A 15,702-nucleotide genomic window follows, 5' to 3' on the forward strand; every position below is an offset into this window, starting at 1 on the left:
CTTCGGGAGTGTACTACAGATGCAGCCACCGCCCGGTGAATTGTCGGTCCGTGCGTGGAGGGGATTAAGGGTGCCAGCCACGTGACGGACGCGCAACGCCCCTTCATGGAACGCATCAAGACCGGCTGGAGCCCGCGGCGCCTAGGGGAACTCCCTACCGCCGTGAAGGTCTCGATCGCTCTCGCTATCGCGGTCAATCTTCTCTTTGCATTCGCGTACCTCTGGAGCCGCGGCGGCCAGGAGACGAAAGTCCGCGTCGAAGTGCGCGGAGATGAAGTCACCGCGTGGCTCGACGGCAAGCAGATCATCTCCGAGACGCTGGGGTCGATGGCCGGACGCGGCGGCGTCATGATCCGTGTCGATCCGACGACGTTTATCCCCAGTTTCCCGACACCTCGCGGCCTCGACAGTCTGCGCGTGACGGATCTCGAGAGCGGCGAGGTCCTGTTGGAAGATGACTTCTCGTCGCTGGATCCGCAATTGATTCAGCGTGGCGGCGCCGCCGTCGAGGATGGGCACGTCGGCAGCCGCGACCTCATGGTCATCGGCCCGTTCGGCGCCGGCTGGCGGGATGTCCGCGTCGAAGCCGAGTTCGACAATATCGTTGGCGGCGGCGTGATGGTGCGGTCGGACGGCCAGCTCAACGGCGCCTCGTTCAATTTCCGGCCGTACCGCCACCTGGATTCCAGCCTTCAACTGCTCAAGGACGGCGCCGTGGTCGAAGGCGCCGCCGGCCCCCGTCTCGAAGCGTCGCAGGGCGAGGTCATGCGCTCGCTCGTGGCGATGACTGTCCGTGGCTATCCGATGGTGCTGCTGGCATTCGCCGGACTTGTGGTGGTCGTGGGCGCGGTGCTCTTCGTGGAAGTCCCGTTCGATATGACATCACAACGGCAACGACTGCGCGACCGCTGGCGTGCGTTCGACCGCTGGTTGCCGCTGGCGCCGTGGATCTTCGTTTCGCTGATCGCGCTTGGCGCGGTCATCGTCACCGCGTACATCAACACCGTCTACAACGATCGTCTGCCGCATGTCCCGGACGAAGTCTCGTACATCTTCCAGGCGCGCACACTGGCTTCGGGCAGGCTTTCGGTTCCGCCGCCCCCCGTGGAGGAGTCGTTCAACTTCTTTCATCCGCCGCTGATCGCCGTGTCCGATGGCAAATGGGCCAGCATCTACCCGCTCGGTCACCCGCTCGTGCTGGCGATCGGCGTGAAGCTGGGCATCCTGTGGCTGATGCCGCCGCTCGTCGGCGGCGCGACGCTGCTGTTGCTCTTCGGCGCGGCGAAGCAGATCTACAACGTGCGCGTCGGCCTGATCGCTGTGTTGTTTCTTGCGGCGTCGCCGTTTTTCCTCATGACAGCCAGCAACTACATGTCGCACAACACCGCCGTGCTGTACGTCGTCGCGAGCCTCTTCTGCATTGCACACCGCGACAGGCATCCCCTGGCGATGCCAGTCCTTGCCGGCATCTTTTTCGGTCTGCTGCTCAACACGCGCCCGCTGACTGCGACGGCACTTGTCGTGCCGTTCGGGCTGATGCTTCTTGCCTGGCTGATACCACCCGATAACCGCATCGCTGCGCTCAAGAGCATCGGGTTCTTCGTCCTCGGCGGAGCGGCGATGCTGCTGGCGTACGGTTTGTACAACCTTGGCACGACCGGCGACCTGTTCCTGGCGGGCTACTCGACGGGAGCGGACCTGAACGAAGTCGTGGGTTTCGGCGGCGCGCATTCGGTCGGACTGGGCCTGCAAAACGAACAGACGCAGATGGCGACGCTGCTGCTCGTATTCAACGGCTGGCCGCAAGTGCTGGGCATCATCATTGTGGCGACGCCGTTCATATTTGGCACGCGCGACCGCTGGGACTGGATCCTGCTGGCCTGCGCGATCGCCGTCATGGGCGTCTACACGCTGTACGAAGCGCCGGGATTGATGCACGGTCCTCGTTACTGGTACGAGGCCATGCCCTTCCTGGTGTTGCTCGCCGCACGCGGGATCGAAGTGCTCGCATCGGCTGGTGCGCGGGCCGCCGCGGGCATCCTCGCGTCCATCACGGGTGGGAGCCGGCGCGCGGACTGGGCGGGCTATGCCGTGGTCTACCCTCTGGTCGCGGCCCTCTCGCTGGTTGCCGCCAACGATTGGTTGCGGGGTGACGGACTGGACTTCGCCGTCGATGCCGTGCCGCGATCGGCGAACGAACTGCAGGGGTTCAACGGCGTCAACAATAATATGGTGAGCGCCATCGACGAACGCGACCTGAGCAACGCCCTGGTGCTCGTCGAGACGTGCCCGAATTGGCAGTGCATCGGCAGCGTCTTCTGGCGAAATGCGCCGACGCTTGACGGCGATATTGTCTATGCGAAGGACCTGCCTCACCGAAACGGTCAACTCTTCGATCTGTATCCCGATCGGCTCGTGTACCAGGCGTTGTACGGCGCCGGCGAAGTATCGGTGTATGGCGGGCTGCCCGAGGGCGATTCGCCGGATGCAGAACCGCCACGCGCCGGTGATATCCCCACCGCTACGCCGGAGCCGACGGCGACGCCAGATCCCGATATCGCGCAGCGCAACGATACGCGCCGCATCGCCGATCTCGAACGTGTCCGCCAGGGGCTCGAGGAGTACCAGGGCGCGCACGGCGGGTATCCGTTGGCGGAGGGCGTGCAGACGCTGTGCGCCTACCCGTTCGACTCCGCGTGCCTGTTGGAAGAATTCATCGATCTGCCGCGCGATCCGAACCCGCAGGGCACCTACTGGTACCAGTCAGACGGCGTGACATTCGTCGTGTACACGTCGCTCGAGATGCCCGGGGACGGGTCGCAGTGCCCCGATCCGGTGCCCCCTCACCTGGCGCAGATACCGAATCTTTACTGCGTCAGGGGCGGCGACGCCCCGTTAGCCGAGCAGTGATCCGAGGCGCTGGCACAGCGCCTCGAGTTCGTACGTGCGTGATTGCAGTGCGGGCGCGATGCCCCGCGGCTCCCAGTTATTGAAGCGCCCGGGGTGTCCGTAGTCCGTCTGCTCGAAGCGGGCCTCGCCCTTCGGCGCGCGGATGACGATGAGACGTCGCACCATGGGGTGGGGTGTGCCGTGCGCGGGGTCGTAGCCGGGGTATCGCTGCTCCGTCACGGTCAGTTCAAGGATCGCTGGTGCTTCGCTCATGGGCGGACTGTAACCTGTCCGCCGCGGCGCCGTCTCTCCGTCTTTGGTCGGAGTCCGTGATGCGACGGCTCAGAACTTGAGCTCTTCCGGCTCATCGCCCTCGCTGCGATCGGGCGGGTAGACGATGCGAGAGCCGCCGCCTTCGTTGGGGCCGACGACGCCCTGCTCCTCCAGCATGTCCACCAGACGAGCGGCTCGTGGATACCCGATGCGGAGGCGCCGCTGCAAAAGAGACGTTGACACGCGGTTGTGCTCGTACGCCAGTTCCTTCGCGCGATCGAACATGTCGTCGGTGGCGCCTTCCTGTTCGAGTTCCGCCTTCGCCTCGTCGAAGAGGTGGTCGAACGTCGGGCGGTCGATGTCGGCGAAGCGATCCTGCGTCCAGAACTCCACCAGCTTCTCGATCTCCTCGTCGGAGACGAAGACGCCTTGCAGGCGCTTGGGCTTGGCGGCGTCCGGCGCCATGTAGAGCATGTCGCCGCGCCCGAGCAGCTTTTCGGCGCCCGCCATATCGAGGATCGTGCGCGAGTCCACTTGCGAGCTGACCGCGAAGGCGATGCGCGTGGGGAAATTCGCCTTGATCAGGCCCGTGATGACATCGACAGAGGGGCGCTGCGTCGCGACGACCAGGTGGATGCCCGTGGCGCGTGCGAGCTGCGCAAGGCGGCAGATCTGGCGCTCGACCTCGAACGGCGCCGCCATCATCAGGTCCGCAAGCTCGTCGATGATGACGACCCAGTACGGCATCTTCTCAGCGGCGCGCGGGCTGCGGTTGTAACCGTCGATGTTGCGGACGGCGATCGACGCGAACTTGCGGTAGCGCGACTCCATCTCGTGGATCACGGCCTGCAGCGTGCCCACGACCTTGTCCATATCGACGACGATGTTTGAGAACGCGAGGTGCGGGATCGGCCGGAACGCCGATAGCTCGACGCGCTTCGGGTCGATCATGACGAACCGCACTTCAGAGGGTGATGCGTGCATGAGGATGCACGAGATGATGGCGTTCATGCAGACGGACTTGCCGGAGCCGGTCGTACCGGCGATCAACAAGTGAGGCATCTTCGTCAGGTCGGCGACGATAGGTTCGCCGGATACGCTCTGGCCCAGCGCGAGCGTAAGCTTGCTCTTACCGGACGCCTTCTGGAAATGTTGCGCCTGCACGACGCTGCGCAACGTGACGAGCGACTTCGTCGCGTTTGGCACTTCGATGCCGAGGACGGGCTTACCCGGCACGGGGGCCTCGATGCGGATCGAAGGCGCGGCGAGCGCCAGCGCCATGTCGTTCGCGAGCGACGTGATCTGCTGCACGCGCACGCGCGTCCGCGAGACTTCTTCGGCGTGCGTCTTCGGCCGGCCGTCCTTGTCGAGGACCGTCTTGCCTTCCTTGTCCTTCTCGACGATGTTGCGCGTCTTGATCTCCCACCCCGGTTCGATGCCGAACTGCGTGACCGTCGGCCCTTCGTTGACCTGGACGACGCGTGCATCGACGCCAAAGCTCTTCAACGTTTCCTCGATGAGTTGCGCCCGCAGCGTGTTATCGGCGGTCTCATCATCCACGGGCTTCTTGTCGCTGAGGACATCCATCGAAGGAAGCTGCCAGCCGTCGCGTGAGCGGCGCTTGCCGAGTTCGTCGACCGTGACGCCGGGGCCATCGTCGTCTTCCTCGTCCCCCTCGTCGTAATCGAACATGTCGGCCTGGACGGCTTCCTCTTCGTCCTCCTCATCCTCTTCGACCTCGTCGGCGACCGCTCCGGAGGTGCGCGCCCACATCACGGAATCGATCGGCACCTTGACCGAGCCTGTGGGTGCGGGCTTCGTCGGGAAGATGAACTCGAACATCGAGCGGGCGCCTGCGCCCATGCGATGCGGCAACCGCCAGTCCCACGCCGCGCGCGCCATGATCGGCGCGTTTTGCATCGCGGTCTGGGCGCCGGCTGGCCAGATCAAGGCGAACGCGGCGACGCCGATGATCAGCCACGCGAGAATGCCGAGCGGGTTGCCGGCGAGCCGCTGGCCCAGGTCGCCGCCGAGCGTGTGATCGTGTACGGAAACATCGCCGAGGCTCCAGTCAGGGCGGAAGAATCCGAAGAAGCCCGTCAGGAACAGGCCCGCCGCGACGCCCATCGCCCAGGGCCGCCAGTCCGCCCACAGCTTGTGCTGTTCATCGCGGATGACGAGCCAGCCGGCGTAGAGCAGCAGTCCGATCCAGCCGAAGATCAGCAGCCCGAATGTCTCGACGAAGCCGTTGCGCGCATCGGCGAGGCCGGAGGTGAAGGGCACGAGCCACGGCACGGCCAGCAGGGCCATCACGATCAGCGCGACGCCGATGCTCTCGCGGCGGATCAGCAGGTCATGCAGCGTCGACCAGGCGGACTGGCCACCGCGCCGCCTCCCGACGGCCTTCACCGGCGCCTTCTTTGCGCGTGTTCCGGGCTTCGCTCGCGTCCTTGCGGCCAAGTGCTAGACCTCCACCGCTACGGGCAGCACCATCGGTCTGCGACGCGTCTCGTCGTACAGGAACTTCGCGACGGCATCCTTTACGGACGTATGCACGGCGCCCCATTCAACAATGTGGTCGGCGCCTTCGAGCGACTTCAACACCGTGTTGCGCGTGCGTTCGATGAGATCGTCGCTTTCGTCCATGTCGACGAAGCCGCGCGAGACGACTTCGGGGCGTCCGGCGACGCGGCCCGTCTGCTTGTCCATGGCGAGAATGACCACGACCATGCCGTCGGACGCGAGATGCTTACGGTCGCGCAGCACGACGTGGTCAATGTCGCCGACGCCGAGGCCATCGACGTACACGTAATCCGCTTCGATGCGAGCGCCGAAGTCAGCGCCTTGCGTGCCGATCTCTAGCACGTCGCCGTCGGTGAGGATGAAGGTCTCCGTGCCCTGGTTCATCGCTTCGGCGAGCTGCGCGTGCAGCACCATGTGCCGGTACTCGCCGTGCACCGGCACGAAGTACTTCGGGCGCACAAGCGAGTGCACGATCTTCAGCTCTTCCTGCGCGGCGTGCCCGCGCACGTGCACATCGGCGATGCGGTTGTACAGCACCTTCGCGCCGAGCTTGAACAGGTTGTCGACGGTGCGGTGTACGAGCGCTTCGTTGCCCGGCACGGCCGACGCCGACAGGATGACGGTATCTCCTTCGACGATCTTGATGTGCTGGTGATCCTGGTTCGCCATGCGCGTCAGCGCCGATGTCGGTTCGCCCTGGCTGCCCGTTGTGACGATCGCGAGCTTATCGTGCGGGATGTTCGGCAACTCGCGCACCGAGACGAGCATGCCCTCCGGCGCCCGCAGATAGCCGCGCTCGATGGCCATGTTCACGTTGTCGATCATGCTGCGGCCGGTGATGAACACGCGCCGCCCCGTCGCCTCCGCGGCATCGAATACTTGCTGCACGCGCGCGATCAGCGACGCGAACGTCGTCACGACGACGCGCCCTTGCGCCTTCGCCATGAGCTTGAAGATCGACTCGCCCACGATCTGCTCGGACGGCGTATAGCCGGGCACTTCGGCGTACGTGGAGTCGCCGAGCAGCAGCGTCACGCCTTCCTCGCCGTACTGCGCCAGCCGCGAGAGGTCGGTGGCCTGCCCCATGACCGGCGTGTGGTCGAGTTTGAAGTCGCCGGTGTGGATGCAGATGCCGACAGGCGTGCGGATCGCGTATCCGACGGAGTCGGGAATGCTGTGCGCGACCTGGAACGGCTCGATCGTGAACGGCCCTTCCTCGACGACATCGCCGAGGTGCATCTCCCGCAGGTCCGTGCTGGCGAGCAGCCGCGCTTCCTTGAGCTTTACGGTGATCAGCCCGTGCGCGAGCGGCGTCGCGTAGACGGGCACGTTTATCTGCTTGAGGATGTACGGCAGGGCGCCGGTGTGGTCCTCGTGCCCGTGCGTGATGAAGATCGCGCGCAGATTCTTGCGGTTCTCGATGATGTAGCTGACATCAGGGATCACCAGGTCGACGCCGAGCATGTCCTCGGCCGGGAACATCAGCCCGCAGTCGATGGCGATGACGTCGTCGCCGTACTCGAAGAGCATCATGTTCTTGCCGATCTCTCCGAGTCCGCCGAGCGGAATGATGCGCAGTTTGGTCTCTGTCATGGCGTCCTTTACAGCAACCGCATCTGCTGCGGGTCCGGGTCCGATGTCGTCGCGGCGGCCTCGACTGGCGGCGCGGGTTGCGGCTGTGGAGCTTCGGCGCGCATGTGCGCCGGCACTGGCGTGGCCGCCGCCGTCGCCGCGACGCCGCCGTTGAGGGCGCGCGCGAGAAAGTCCGGCAGCTTCGCGAAGTCCGCCTCGATGACCCGGCGCAGGTTGCCCTGGTGGAGCGCGGCGGCCGGGTGGTACATCGGCACGACGATCTGGTCGCTCTTGCGCCGCGGCTGCCCGTGCACGCGGCTGATCGCCTCGCCCGGGAAATAGCGCTGCATCGAGTGACGGCCGAGCGTCACGATCACCTTCGGGTTGATGATGTCGATCTGTTCCTGCAGATACTTGCCGCAGGCTTCGATCTCGTCCGGCTGCGGGTCGCGGTTTTCGGGCGGCCGGCACTTGACGACGTTCGTGATGAAGACCTTGCGCCGGTCGTAACCGATCGATGCGATCAGGCTGTCGAGAAACTTGCCGGAGGCGCCGACGAACGGGCGCCCCTGCTGATCTTCGTAGAAGCCGGGGCCTTCGCCGATGAACATGATGTCGGCGTCTGCGTTGCCTTCGCCGGGGACGGCGTTCGTGCGGCTCTTACAGAGCCCGCAGTCGCGACATGCGGCGACGCTCTTCGCCACCTTTGCGAGCGCCCGGCGCTTGTCGTCTGCTGCGTCCATGCTCAGACTCTCTCGACTTCCAACTCCGCCCGATCGTGGCGGCGGAGCGCTCGCAGCGTTGCATACACGATCTGACAGCCCAGGAAGAGCGCTATCAGACCGTAGACACGCTTCAACACCTCGGTGTCGAGCCGGTTCGCCACGAACGACGCTCCGATCGCCGCGAGCACCGCGGCCGGCACGACCCACGTCACCGCATTCTTGTCGATGGTGTCCTGCCGCAGGTTGGTGAGCGTCCCGATCGCCCCCGCGGCGACGATCACCACGAGCGAGACGCCCTGTGCGACCTTCTGCGGGTCCTCGCCGCCGTCGACGTGCGCGAGGCCGACGATCACGATCGCTGGAACGAAGATCGCGCCTCCGCCCACGCCCAGCACGCCGGCGAGCACGCCGCCTGCGAAGCCGAACACCACCTCGATCAGCAGACCCTCGAGGCCCGAGCCAGGAGCGCCGGCTGATACTTCCCAGACCAACTGGCGGAACGCGACGAAGAAGAGAAACACCCCGAAGGCCAGCCGCAGCTGCAGGGCAGGCACTCTCACCATCGCCTTCGCGCCCGCGATCACACCGAGCACAGCGCCCGGGGCAAGGGCGAACACGAGTTGCCAGTCCACGTTCCCCGCCTGCCAGTACGCGAACGTGCCGGCGACAGCGATGAACATGATGATGGCGAGGGACGTGCCGTGGGCGCGATGCTGGTTCAGCCCGAGCTGTCCAGTCAGGAGGGGCACCATGACAGCGCCGCCGCCTACACCCGAGAGACCGCTGAATGCGCCGCCCGCGAGTCCCGTCAGGGTGGAGCGTGTGCTTCGCGATCCCAGTGTCGTTCCCCTCGCCACCGTTACGCGATCATATCACAGGGGGCGGGCGGGTCGATACCGAAAGTGAAGAAGATCGATCAGGTGATCGATTAACTAGCAACTAGACATAAGACGTGCTCGATGGGAGGCAAGAGCTTCACAGGGAGTACGATCGCGGGATGCGGGATGCGGGATGCGGGATGCGGGATGGCTTACGGGAGGCTGGAGTGAGTGCTCCCATGTTTGAAGCGATCGCCAATGGTGACATCGAAGCCGTCAGGCGGCTCGTCGATGCAGATCATACTGTGGCGCGCGCACACAATGAGCAGGGCGTATCGGCGATCATGTTCGCGCTCTATCGCTGGCAGCACGACATCGTGGAAGTGCTGCGGCCCCACGCCGCGCCGCTCGACGCGTTCGAGGCGGCTGCGGCCGGCGATGCGGCGCGGCTGCGCGAGCTGCTCGCCGCCGATCCGGCCATTGCCAAAGCGTACGCGGCGGACGGCTTCACCGCGCTGCACCTCGCGGCGTTTTTCTCGCGCCAAGACGCCGCCCGGGCGCTGGTCGATTGCGGCGCCGATGTGTTGGCGGTGACGCGCAACGACATGGCGAACCAACCGCTGCACGCCGCGGCGGCCGGCGGTTCCGTCGCCATCTGCGAGTTGCTGGTGAAGCGGGGCGCGGACGTGAACGCGAAGCAGCACGGCGGCTATACGCCGCTGCACGAGGCAGCGCATCGCGCGGACGTGGCGATGATCGACCTCGTCCTGGCGGCCGGGGCCGACCGCAGCATCACGACCGACGACGGCAAGACGGCGCGCGATATGGCGCTGGAGGGGAGGTCGGCGAAGAGGCAGCGGCGGCGAAGCTGGCAGGGTGACCCGCAGCGATCGGAGCGCTCCCGGCCCTGACGCCCGCCTCAAGCGTAGGGCTGCCGTCAGGCTGTGGTCCGGCGGCGGCGCCCATACTGTCCGCTATGCGATGGTACGTCTGCTGGATTGTCTTGCTGTGCGCGGTCGGCCTGACGGGCTGCGATGATGACGGTGCTTCGGGATCGCCCGAACCATCTCTCGCCGCAACCACGCCGACGCCGGACGTCGCGACCATCCGGGCGGCAGGAGCGGCGGCGCGCGATGCCGGCGGCGGCACGAGCGTCATGCTCTTCTCGATCGGCGATGCATCGGCGCGCCGCCTCGATGACGTGCCAGGCGTCGCGTTCGCGGAATGGTTCGACGGTGGCACCAAATTCGTCGGATATGACTGGAACGAGAACGCGTACAAGATCATCGACCTCGACGGCACGACCGTCGCGACGTTCGGCCAGGAGGCGGCGGGGAACCGGCGGAACAGCTTCATCACGGCGGCGAACGACGGGACGAGCGTGCTGCTGCACCGCGAAGACAGCGGCGCTGATGTCTTGCTCAGCGTCATGTCGGGCGAGGAGCGCGCGTTCGCGCCCGGCTCCCCGGCCGCTACGAATGGCGGATTCGAATTCTCGCCCAACGGCTCGCAGGTCGCGTTCAACCGGGTCGTGGACGATCGCGCGAGCGTCTACCTGGCCGACAGCGCCGGCGAAAACGCGCGACCGCTCCTCTCGGCCCAGTATGCGAGCGTCGGCATCGCTGGTGGTCACGCGTGGTCGCCCGACGGCCGCCTGCTCCTGGTAGAGGAGCGGCACGTGGTCGATGCGTGCCTGTCCTGCTGGTCAAACGTCGTTATAGACCTCGAAGGCAACGCCGTCTGGACCATGCCGGGTCTGAGTGATGACGCGGTGCTCATCGATGTCCGGTGGGCGGGCGCCGGGCGGCTGCTCGTCACGAAGAACCAGATCGTCGATGACGGCAGCATCGTGGCGGAGTCTGTAACGCTCGTCGACCTAGCGTCGGGCGGCGAGCGCGAGGTGGATCCTGGCATCGCGCAACGATTTCTTTCGCTCTCGCCCGACGGCGATCACGCGATCACGCGGCTCGGCGACGGCGCACGTTGGGAAGAGTACTGTGCACTCGTGGCGATCGACTGGGACTCTGGCGAACTGACCGAGATCGCAAGCATCGAGCCGGCGGTGGCTGATTTCGAGACGGTCTTCTGTACGACCGTCGACTGGTCGTCCGACGGCACGAAGGCGATCGTGTCCGCGAGCGGAATCTGACGGCACGGCCTTGAACCGTGCGCGCGCGGCGACTTTACATCCGCCGCGAGCCGATGAAGGTGTTGCCTTCGACGAGTTTCGCCATGAGGGTGCCGGCTCCGTAGAGGACGACAATCGGCAGGGCGACAATCGTCTGCGTGATCGGGTCGATCGAAGGCGTGACGATGGCCGCCGCGACGACGGCGAGCAGGACGGCGTAGCGCCAGAAGCCAATGAGCTGCTTCGAGTTCACGACGCCGATCTTCGCGAGCGCCATGATGACGAACGGCAACTGAAACACGAGGCCCGTGATCAGCAACAGCCTGGTGACCGTGTCGATGTACGCCTTGATGCCGATCGTCGGCTCGACGTCGTCGGTAGCGGGGTTGAGCAGGAAGTCGAGCGCGGGGGGCAGCTCGACATAATAGGCGAACGCCATGCCGATGATGAACATCACCGAAGCGCCTGCGACGAGCGGGTACAGCCAGCGCTTCTCGTGCTTCGTCATTGCCGGCGAAACGAAGGCCAACAGCTGGTACATGATCATCGGCATCGCAATGGCGAGGCCAAGCAAGAGTGAGACGCGGAAGTACGTGCTCCAGTAATCAAGCAACTGGAACTGGTGCAGCTTGAAGTCCTCGACTTCGTCCTTGCCGGGCTGCATGAGGAACTCGATCGCGTAGCCGGTCAGCGGCCAGACGGACACGCCGATGCCAAGCACGAGCGCACCCGCCGCCCACATGACGCGATTGCGCAATTCCTCCAGGTGCTCGATGACGCTGAGCACCTTCTCCGGGTTCTCGTTGCGGCCGCGGCCCTGGATCGGAGGAGCCTGGGTGGTCAAGGGCGATCCTCGGTGGCGGGCGCCGGCTCGGGAGCGGCGCGGTTCTGCGGAGCCTGCGCGCTGGCGCCGTTCGCCGACGACTCGGCGGGCTTCGGAGCGCCGGCGGCGTCAGCCTGCACGCCCTGCGCGACCTCGTCGGCGGCCCGGGTCGCATCGCCGAGGCCCTGGCCGATCTCCTTCCACTGCGTGCGCTCTGGCTCGGTGTCCTTCTCGAAGTCCTTGATCGCCTCGTTGAACTCGGCCGCAATGCCGCCTGTGTACCGGCGAATCTCCCGGATCATGCGGGCGAGGTCAGCCGCCAGCTTCGGCAGCCGCTGCGGACCGACAAAGATGAGCGCGACGACCAGGATGACGATCAGTTCCTGGGGTCCGATACCGACGAAATTCATCGCATTGAATTGTACGCGTCATGCGGAGGGGAACCCAATCGCGCCGCCGCGGGTACGAGAAAGCCGCCCTCGCAGCGAAGGCGGCCCTTGCTCTTCGAAGCGCCGGTTTACTCGTCCTCGAGCCCCAGGTCCTTCAAGTAGTCGACCGCATCCTGGACGGTGGCGATCTTCTCGGCGTCCTCGTCGGAGATTTCGAGCGTCTTGCCGTCCTTGCTGAACTCTTCCTCCATGGACATGATCAGCTCGACGAGGTCGAGGGAGTCCGCATTGAGGTCGTCCACGAAGGAGGCACTGGGCACCACTTGATCCTCATCGACGCCGAGCTGGTCGACGATGATCTTGCGCACACGTTCAAACACCGTTGCCACTGTTCATCTCCCTCTTCTCCGCAGCAGCGGGCGTGTCTTCGCGTTAGCTGGCGAGTGACAGGCTGACTGACCCCAGGACCCCGTTGACGAACTTCGCCGAGCTGTCGCTTCCGAAGCTCTTGGCAAGTTCGACGGCCTCATTGATGGCCGCCCGAATGGGCGCCCCATTATTCATGAGGATCTCTCGTATCGCAAGACGCAGGATGTTCCGGTCAACGGCACTCAACTGCTCGACGGGCCACTGCGGCGCCGCCTGCCGGATCACGTCATCGAGGCTTGCGCAGTGCTCGATCACGCCTTCGACCAACTCGCGCGCGAACGCCGCCTGCTGCTCGCTCAGGCTTTCCTCAACGGTCAGCCGTTCGAGTGTCAGAAGCGGGTCGTGGTGCGACACGTCGGATTCGTAGAGCGCCTGGAGCGCCGCGATGCGTGCCTTGCGACGAGGATTGTGCATGTCAGTACATCACCAGTCCGCCATCGACGGTCAGCACGTGGCCCGTGACGTATGCTGCTTCTTCTGAAGCGAGGAAGACTGCCGCCGGCGCGACATCGGCAGGCGTGCCGGTGCGCCCTACGGCCACCATCCGCGTGATCTCTTCGCGCTGCGCATCTGTCAGGTTCGCGGTCATCTCCGTATCGATGAATCCCGGCGCTATAACGTTCGCCGTAATGTTCCGGGAAGCGACCTCCTTGGCGATCGCTTTCGTCAGTCCAATCATACCTGCCTTGGCGGCGGAGTAGTTCGCCTGCCCAGCGTTTCCGACGATTCCCGCAACGCTGCTGATGGAGATGATGCGTCCCCACCGCTGACGCACCATGGGCCGCAACGCCGCCTTCGTGAGCGCGAAGGCACCCTTGAGATTCGTGTCGATTACGCGGTCCCACGCGTCCTCCGACATCCGGAGGATCAGGTCGTCAGCCGTCACGCCGGCGTTGTTGACCAGGATGTCGATGCGGCCGAACGCCGCGACGGTGCCTTCGATGAGCCGGGCCGCCGTCGCCGAGTCGGAGACGTCGCCGGCGAGCGTGATGGCGCGGCCCTCGCCGATCTCGCGGGCTGTCTCCTCGGCCGCCGCGGTGTTCAACGCGTAGTTGATCGCCACGTTCGCGCCGTGCGCTGCCAGCGCCAGCGAGACGGCCCGCCCGATGCCACGTGAGCCGCCCGTCACGAGCGCGGTCTTTCCGGTCAGGTCAAACAGTCTGTTCATGCGACCAGCGATGCTGCTCCGTTCACGTTGCGCGTCTCGACCCCGGGCGCGATGCGCTTGATGAGCCCCGTCAGCACGCGACCGGCTCCGATCTCGATGAATGCCGTCACGCCCTCCGCTGCCATGTACTCGACGCACTGGATCCAGCGCACCGGGTGCGTGAGCTGGAACACCAACTCATCGCCGATGGCCTCCGCGCTCGTCATGGCGTCGGCGGTCGCGTTCGCGACGAAGGGCACGCGCGCCTCGCGCAGACCGGCGCCAAGTACGGCTTGCCGCATCGGTTCGACGGCCGGTTGCATCAACGAGGTATGGAAGGCGCCGCCGACATCGAGCGGGATCGAGCGTTTGGCGCCCCGCGCGATCGCCAGGTCGCACGCCTTCGCAACGGCGTCCTTGAGCCCGCCGATGACGATCTGGCCGGGAGCGTTGATGTTGCAAAGCTCCGCGCCCGCCGTCGTGCAGACGTCGCGCGCGGCGTCTTCGTCGAGTCCGAGGATCGCCGCCATGCCGCCGGGCGTCGCATCGGCCGCGGCCTGCGTCACCTTGCCACGCGTCTCGACGAGTCGCAGTCCCGCGTCGAAGTCGAGCGCGCCCGCCGCGCAAAGCGCGCTGTACTCGCCCAGACTATGCCCCGAAACGAAGGCAGGGTCTTCGGTGAGGAGGCCCTCCGCGCGCGCGACCGCGAGGAGCGCCATGCTGGTCAGGTAGATGGCCGGCTGTGCGTTGAACGTCTTCCCCAGCTCGTCATCCGGACCTTCGAAGCAGAGCCGCGAGATCGGGCGCTCGAGGACGTCGTCGGCGTGGTCGTACAGTTGGCGCGCGACGGGAAACTGTTCGTATAGGTCGCGCCCCATACCCGCCTCCTGGGAGCCCTGGCCCGGAAAGACCCATGCCTCAGACATGGGCCGCTCGGATGACGGGCGCAGGATCGGGCGTGGTTGGCAAGCTTACTCGGATTCCTTGGCCGCGCCGATCTCGACGGCGTTCGCGCGCTTGTAAAAGCCGCACGTCGGGCAGGCGGTGTGGGGCAGCCGGGCGGACCGGCACTGGGGGCAGCGCGTGAGGCCGGCCGGCTTCAGCGCCAGGTGGCTGCGGCGCTTGCCCTGGCGGGCTTTCGGGTATTTACGCTTTGGCAGTGGTGGCAAGAGACAGTCCTCTTCCTTCGTTCGAATCAGCGCGCAGTCTAGCAGGTCTGGTCGTTAGACGGCGTCGCCATCGAAGGTGCAACGCCGGCGTCCCCCCTCAGCGCGAGCGGGGCGCCGCTCAGCCCAGCTTGAGGTCCTTCAGGGCCGCCCAACGGTCGTCGATTTGCTCGCGGGTACACCTGTGTTCGGACCCCGCGATCTCCTCGCCGCAGACCGGGCAGAGGCCGCGGCACGCATCCTCGCACAACGGCGCGATCGGCACAGACATCGCCCAGTACTGCGCGATCGGCTCGGCGAGATCGAGCATGTGGTGCGCATCGATGCGGTACGCATCCTCTACGCCCTCCGGCGCGTCGACGCGGCCGCCGCCATCGACGTCGATCGTCGGGATGTACTCCTCTTCGAATCCGATGTTGACGGGATACCGCACGTCTTTCAGACAGCGGCTGCACTGCGCTGTTTGTTCGCCGGAGATCTGCGCGCGTACGAAAATGCCATCCGGCGTGCGGTCGAAGCGCGCGCGGCCGCTGACACGGTGACGCTCGCCTTCGACCACGACGTCGTCATCGATGACGTATTCGCGCATCGCGCCGGTATGCTCTTTGAGCATGGAGGCGACATTAAATTGCATCTGCGGGCCTCCTCAGGGGGTAGCTACAGCGTACCGAGCGGCCGACAAAGGCCGCAATTCTGCGGGCTATTGCCCGCAAGGCGCGCCGGCGGGCTATAATCGCTGTCAACGTCCGCGGGATTCTGACAACAAAACTGCAACTTCCTCGACTGCCGCTGACGGCCGCGTTTCGCGCCGCTCTCACGT

Annotated in this window: 16 protein-coding genes; 3 read left to right on the forward strand and 13 right to left on the reverse strand. The window is 65.7% G+C overall.

From position 1 onward, the window contains the following. Window positions 1-81: 81 nt before the first annotated feature. Complete coding sequence (locus tag WEB52_12920; protein MEX2227341.1) at window positions 82-2,910, forward strand: glycosyltransferase family 39 protein; 2,829 nt, start codon at window positions 82-84, stop codon at window positions 2,908-2,910. Here WEB52_12920 and WEB52_12925 read toward each other — a convergent pair. The 5 genes from WEB52_12925 to WEB52_12945 all read right to left on the reverse strand — a co-directional run bounded on the left by WEB52_12925 (window position 2,896) and on the right by WEB52_12945 (window position 8,839). Then, a complete protein-coding gene (locus WEB52_12925) occupies window positions 2,896-3,162 on the reverse strand; it encodes a hypothetical protein (GenBank protein MEX2227342.1) in 267 nt (88 codons plus the stop codon). The genes WEB52_12920 and WEB52_12925 overlap by 15 nt on opposite strands. A 69-nt stretch (window positions 3,163-3,231) precedes the next feature. Beyond that, window positions 3,232-5,622, reverse strand: coding sequence for a DNA translocase FtsK (locus WEB52_12930; GenBank protein MEX2227343.1), 2,391 nt, complete (start codon window positions 5,620-5,622; stop codon window positions 3,232-3,234). Between the two features lie 3 nt (window positions 5,623-5,625). Continuing rightward, window positions 5,626-7,278, reverse strand: coding sequence for a ribonuclease J (locus WEB52_12935; protein ID MEX2227344.1), 1,653 nt, complete (start codon window positions 7,276-7,278; stop codon window positions 5,626-5,628). Window positions 7,279-7,286: 8 nt separating this feature from the next. Continuing rightward, entirely contained in the window at window positions 7,287-8,000 is a 714-nt protein-coding gene (locus tag WEB52_12940) for a uracil-DNA glycosylase (protein ID MEX2227345.1), read from the reverse strand. Between the two features lie 2 nt (window positions 8,001-8,002). Next, complete coding sequence (locus WEB52_12945) at window positions 8,003-8,839, reverse strand: sulfite exporter TauE/SafE family protein (protein ID MEX2227346.1); 837 nt, start codon at window positions 8,837-8,839, stop codon at window positions 8,003-8,005. Window positions 8,840-9,027: 188 nt separating this feature from the next. Between WEB52_12945 and WEB52_12950 the strand changes: the two genes are divergently transcribed. Together WEB52_12950 and WEB52_12955 are read left to right on the forward strand one after the other, a co-directional pair. Then, on the forward strand, window positions 9,028-9,711 hold the full coding sequence (locus WEB52_12950) for an ankyrin repeat domain-containing protein (GenBank protein MEX2227347.1): 684 nt from the start codon (window positions 9,028-9,030) through the stop codon (window positions 9,709-9,711). Window positions 9,712-9,776: 65 nt separating this feature from the next. After that, on the forward strand, window positions 9,777-10,949 hold the full coding sequence (locus WEB52_12955) for a hypothetical protein (protein ID MEX2227348.1): 1,173 nt from the start codon (window positions 9,777-9,779) through the stop codon (window positions 10,947-10,949). A gap of 34 nt (window positions 10,950-10,983) precedes the next feature. Here WEB52_12955 and tatC read toward each other — a convergent pair whose 3' ends face one another. The 8 genes from tatC to WEB52_12995 all read right to left on the reverse strand — a co-directional run bounded on the left by tatC (window position 10,984) and on the right by WEB52_12995 (window position 15,516). Further along, window positions 10,984-11,772, reverse strand: a complete 789-nt coding sequence (gene tatC / locus WEB52_12960) for a twin-arginine translocase subunit TatC (GenBank protein ID MEX2227349.1) — start codon at window positions 11,770-11,772, stop codon at window positions 10,984-10,986. Further along, window positions 11,769-12,161: a twin-arginine translocase TatA/TatE family subunit gene (locus tag WEB52_12965; protein ID MEX2227350.1), complete on the reverse strand. Its 393-nt coding sequence runs from the start codon at window positions 12,159-12,161 to the stop codon at window positions 11,769-11,771. The genes tatC and WEB52_12965 overlap by 4 nt, the downstream gene beginning before the upstream one ends. Window positions 12,162-12,268: 107 nt before the next feature. After that, window positions 12,269-12,529 carry an acyl carrier protein gene (gene acpP / locus WEB52_12970; protein MEX2227351.1) on the reverse strand — a complete coding sequence of 87 codons (261 nt, stop codon included), beginning with the start codon at window positions 12,527-12,529 and terminating at the stop codon, window positions 12,269-12,271. Between the two features lie 43 nt (window positions 12,530-12,572). Then, window positions 12,573-12,983 carry a transcription antitermination factor NusB gene (gene nusB / locus WEB52_12975; GenBank protein MEX2227352.1) on the reverse strand — a complete coding sequence of 137 codons (411 nt, stop codon included), beginning with the start codon at window positions 12,981-12,983 and terminating at the stop codon, window positions 12,573-12,575. Window position 12,984: 1 nt separating this feature from the next. Next, window positions 12,985-13,737 carry a 3-oxoacyl-[acyl-carrier-protein] reductase gene (fabG, locus tag WEB52_12980; GenBank protein ID MEX2227353.1) on the reverse strand — a complete coding sequence of 251 codons (753 nt, stop codon included), beginning with the start codon at window positions 13,735-13,737 and terminating at the stop codon, window positions 12,985-12,987. Then, a complete protein-coding gene (fabD, locus tag WEB52_12985) occupies window positions 13,734-14,642 on the reverse strand; it encodes an ACP S-malonyltransferase (protein ID MEX2227354.1) in 909 nt (302 codons plus the stop codon). Before fabD ends, fabG begins: the two co-directional genes overlap by 4 nt. Before the next feature lie 45 nt (window positions 14,643-14,687). Continuing rightward, a complete protein-coding gene (gene rpmF, locus WEB52_12990; protein MEX2227355.1) occupies window positions 14,688-14,885 on the reverse strand; it encodes a 50S ribosomal protein L32 in 198 nt (65 codons plus the stop codon). Window positions 14,886-15,003: 118 nt separating this feature from the next. Beyond that, window positions 15,004-15,516 carry a DUF177 domain-containing protein gene (locus WEB52_12995; protein MEX2227356.1) on the reverse strand — a complete coding sequence of 171 codons (513 nt, stop codon included), beginning with the start codon at window positions 15,514-15,516 and terminating at the stop codon, window positions 15,004-15,006. Window positions 15,517-15,702: the final 186 nt, after the last annotated feature.

It is taken from the genome of Dehalococcoidia bacterium (assembly GCA_040902535.1).
Taxonomy (GTDB): domain Bacteria; phylum Chloroflexota; class Dehalococcoidia; order DSTF01; family JACRBR01; genus JBBDXD01.

Coding starts and splice junctions, on each gene's coding strand:
- WEB52_12925 (MEX2227342.1), bottom strand. CDS start 3,162: ATGAGCGAAGCACCAGCGATCCTTGAACTGACCGTGACGGAGCAGCGA.
- WEB52_12935 (MEX2227344.1), bottom strand. CDS start 7,278: ATGACAGAGACCAAACTGCGCATCATTCCGCTCGGCGGACTCGGAGAG.
- WEB52_12940 (MEX2227345.1), bottom strand. CDS start 8,000: ATGGACGCAGCAGACGACAAGCGCCGGGCGCTCGCAAAGGTGGCGAAG.
- WEB52_12955 (MEX2227348.1), top strand. CDS start 9,777: ATGCGATGGTACGTCTGCTGGATTGTCTTGCTGTGCGCGGTCGGCCTG.
- WEB52_12965 (MEX2227350.1), bottom strand. CDS start 12,161: ATGAATTTCGTCGGTATCGGACCCCAGGAACTGATCGTCATCCTGGTC.
- nusB (MEX2227352.1), bottom strand. CDS start 12,983: ATGCACAATCCTCGTCGCAAGGCACGCATCGCGGCGCTCCAGGCGCTC.
- fabG (MEX2227353.1), bottom strand. CDS start 13,737: ATGAACAGACTGTTTGACCTGACCGGAAAGACCGCGCTCGTGACGGGC.
- fabD (MEX2227354.1), bottom strand. CDS start 14,642: ATGTCTGAGGCATGGGTCTTTCCGGGCCAGGGCTCCCAGGAGGCGGGT.
- WEB52_12995 (MEX2227356.1), bottom strand. CDS start 15,516: ATGCAATTTAATGTCGCCTCCATGCTCAAAGAGCATACCGGCGCGATG.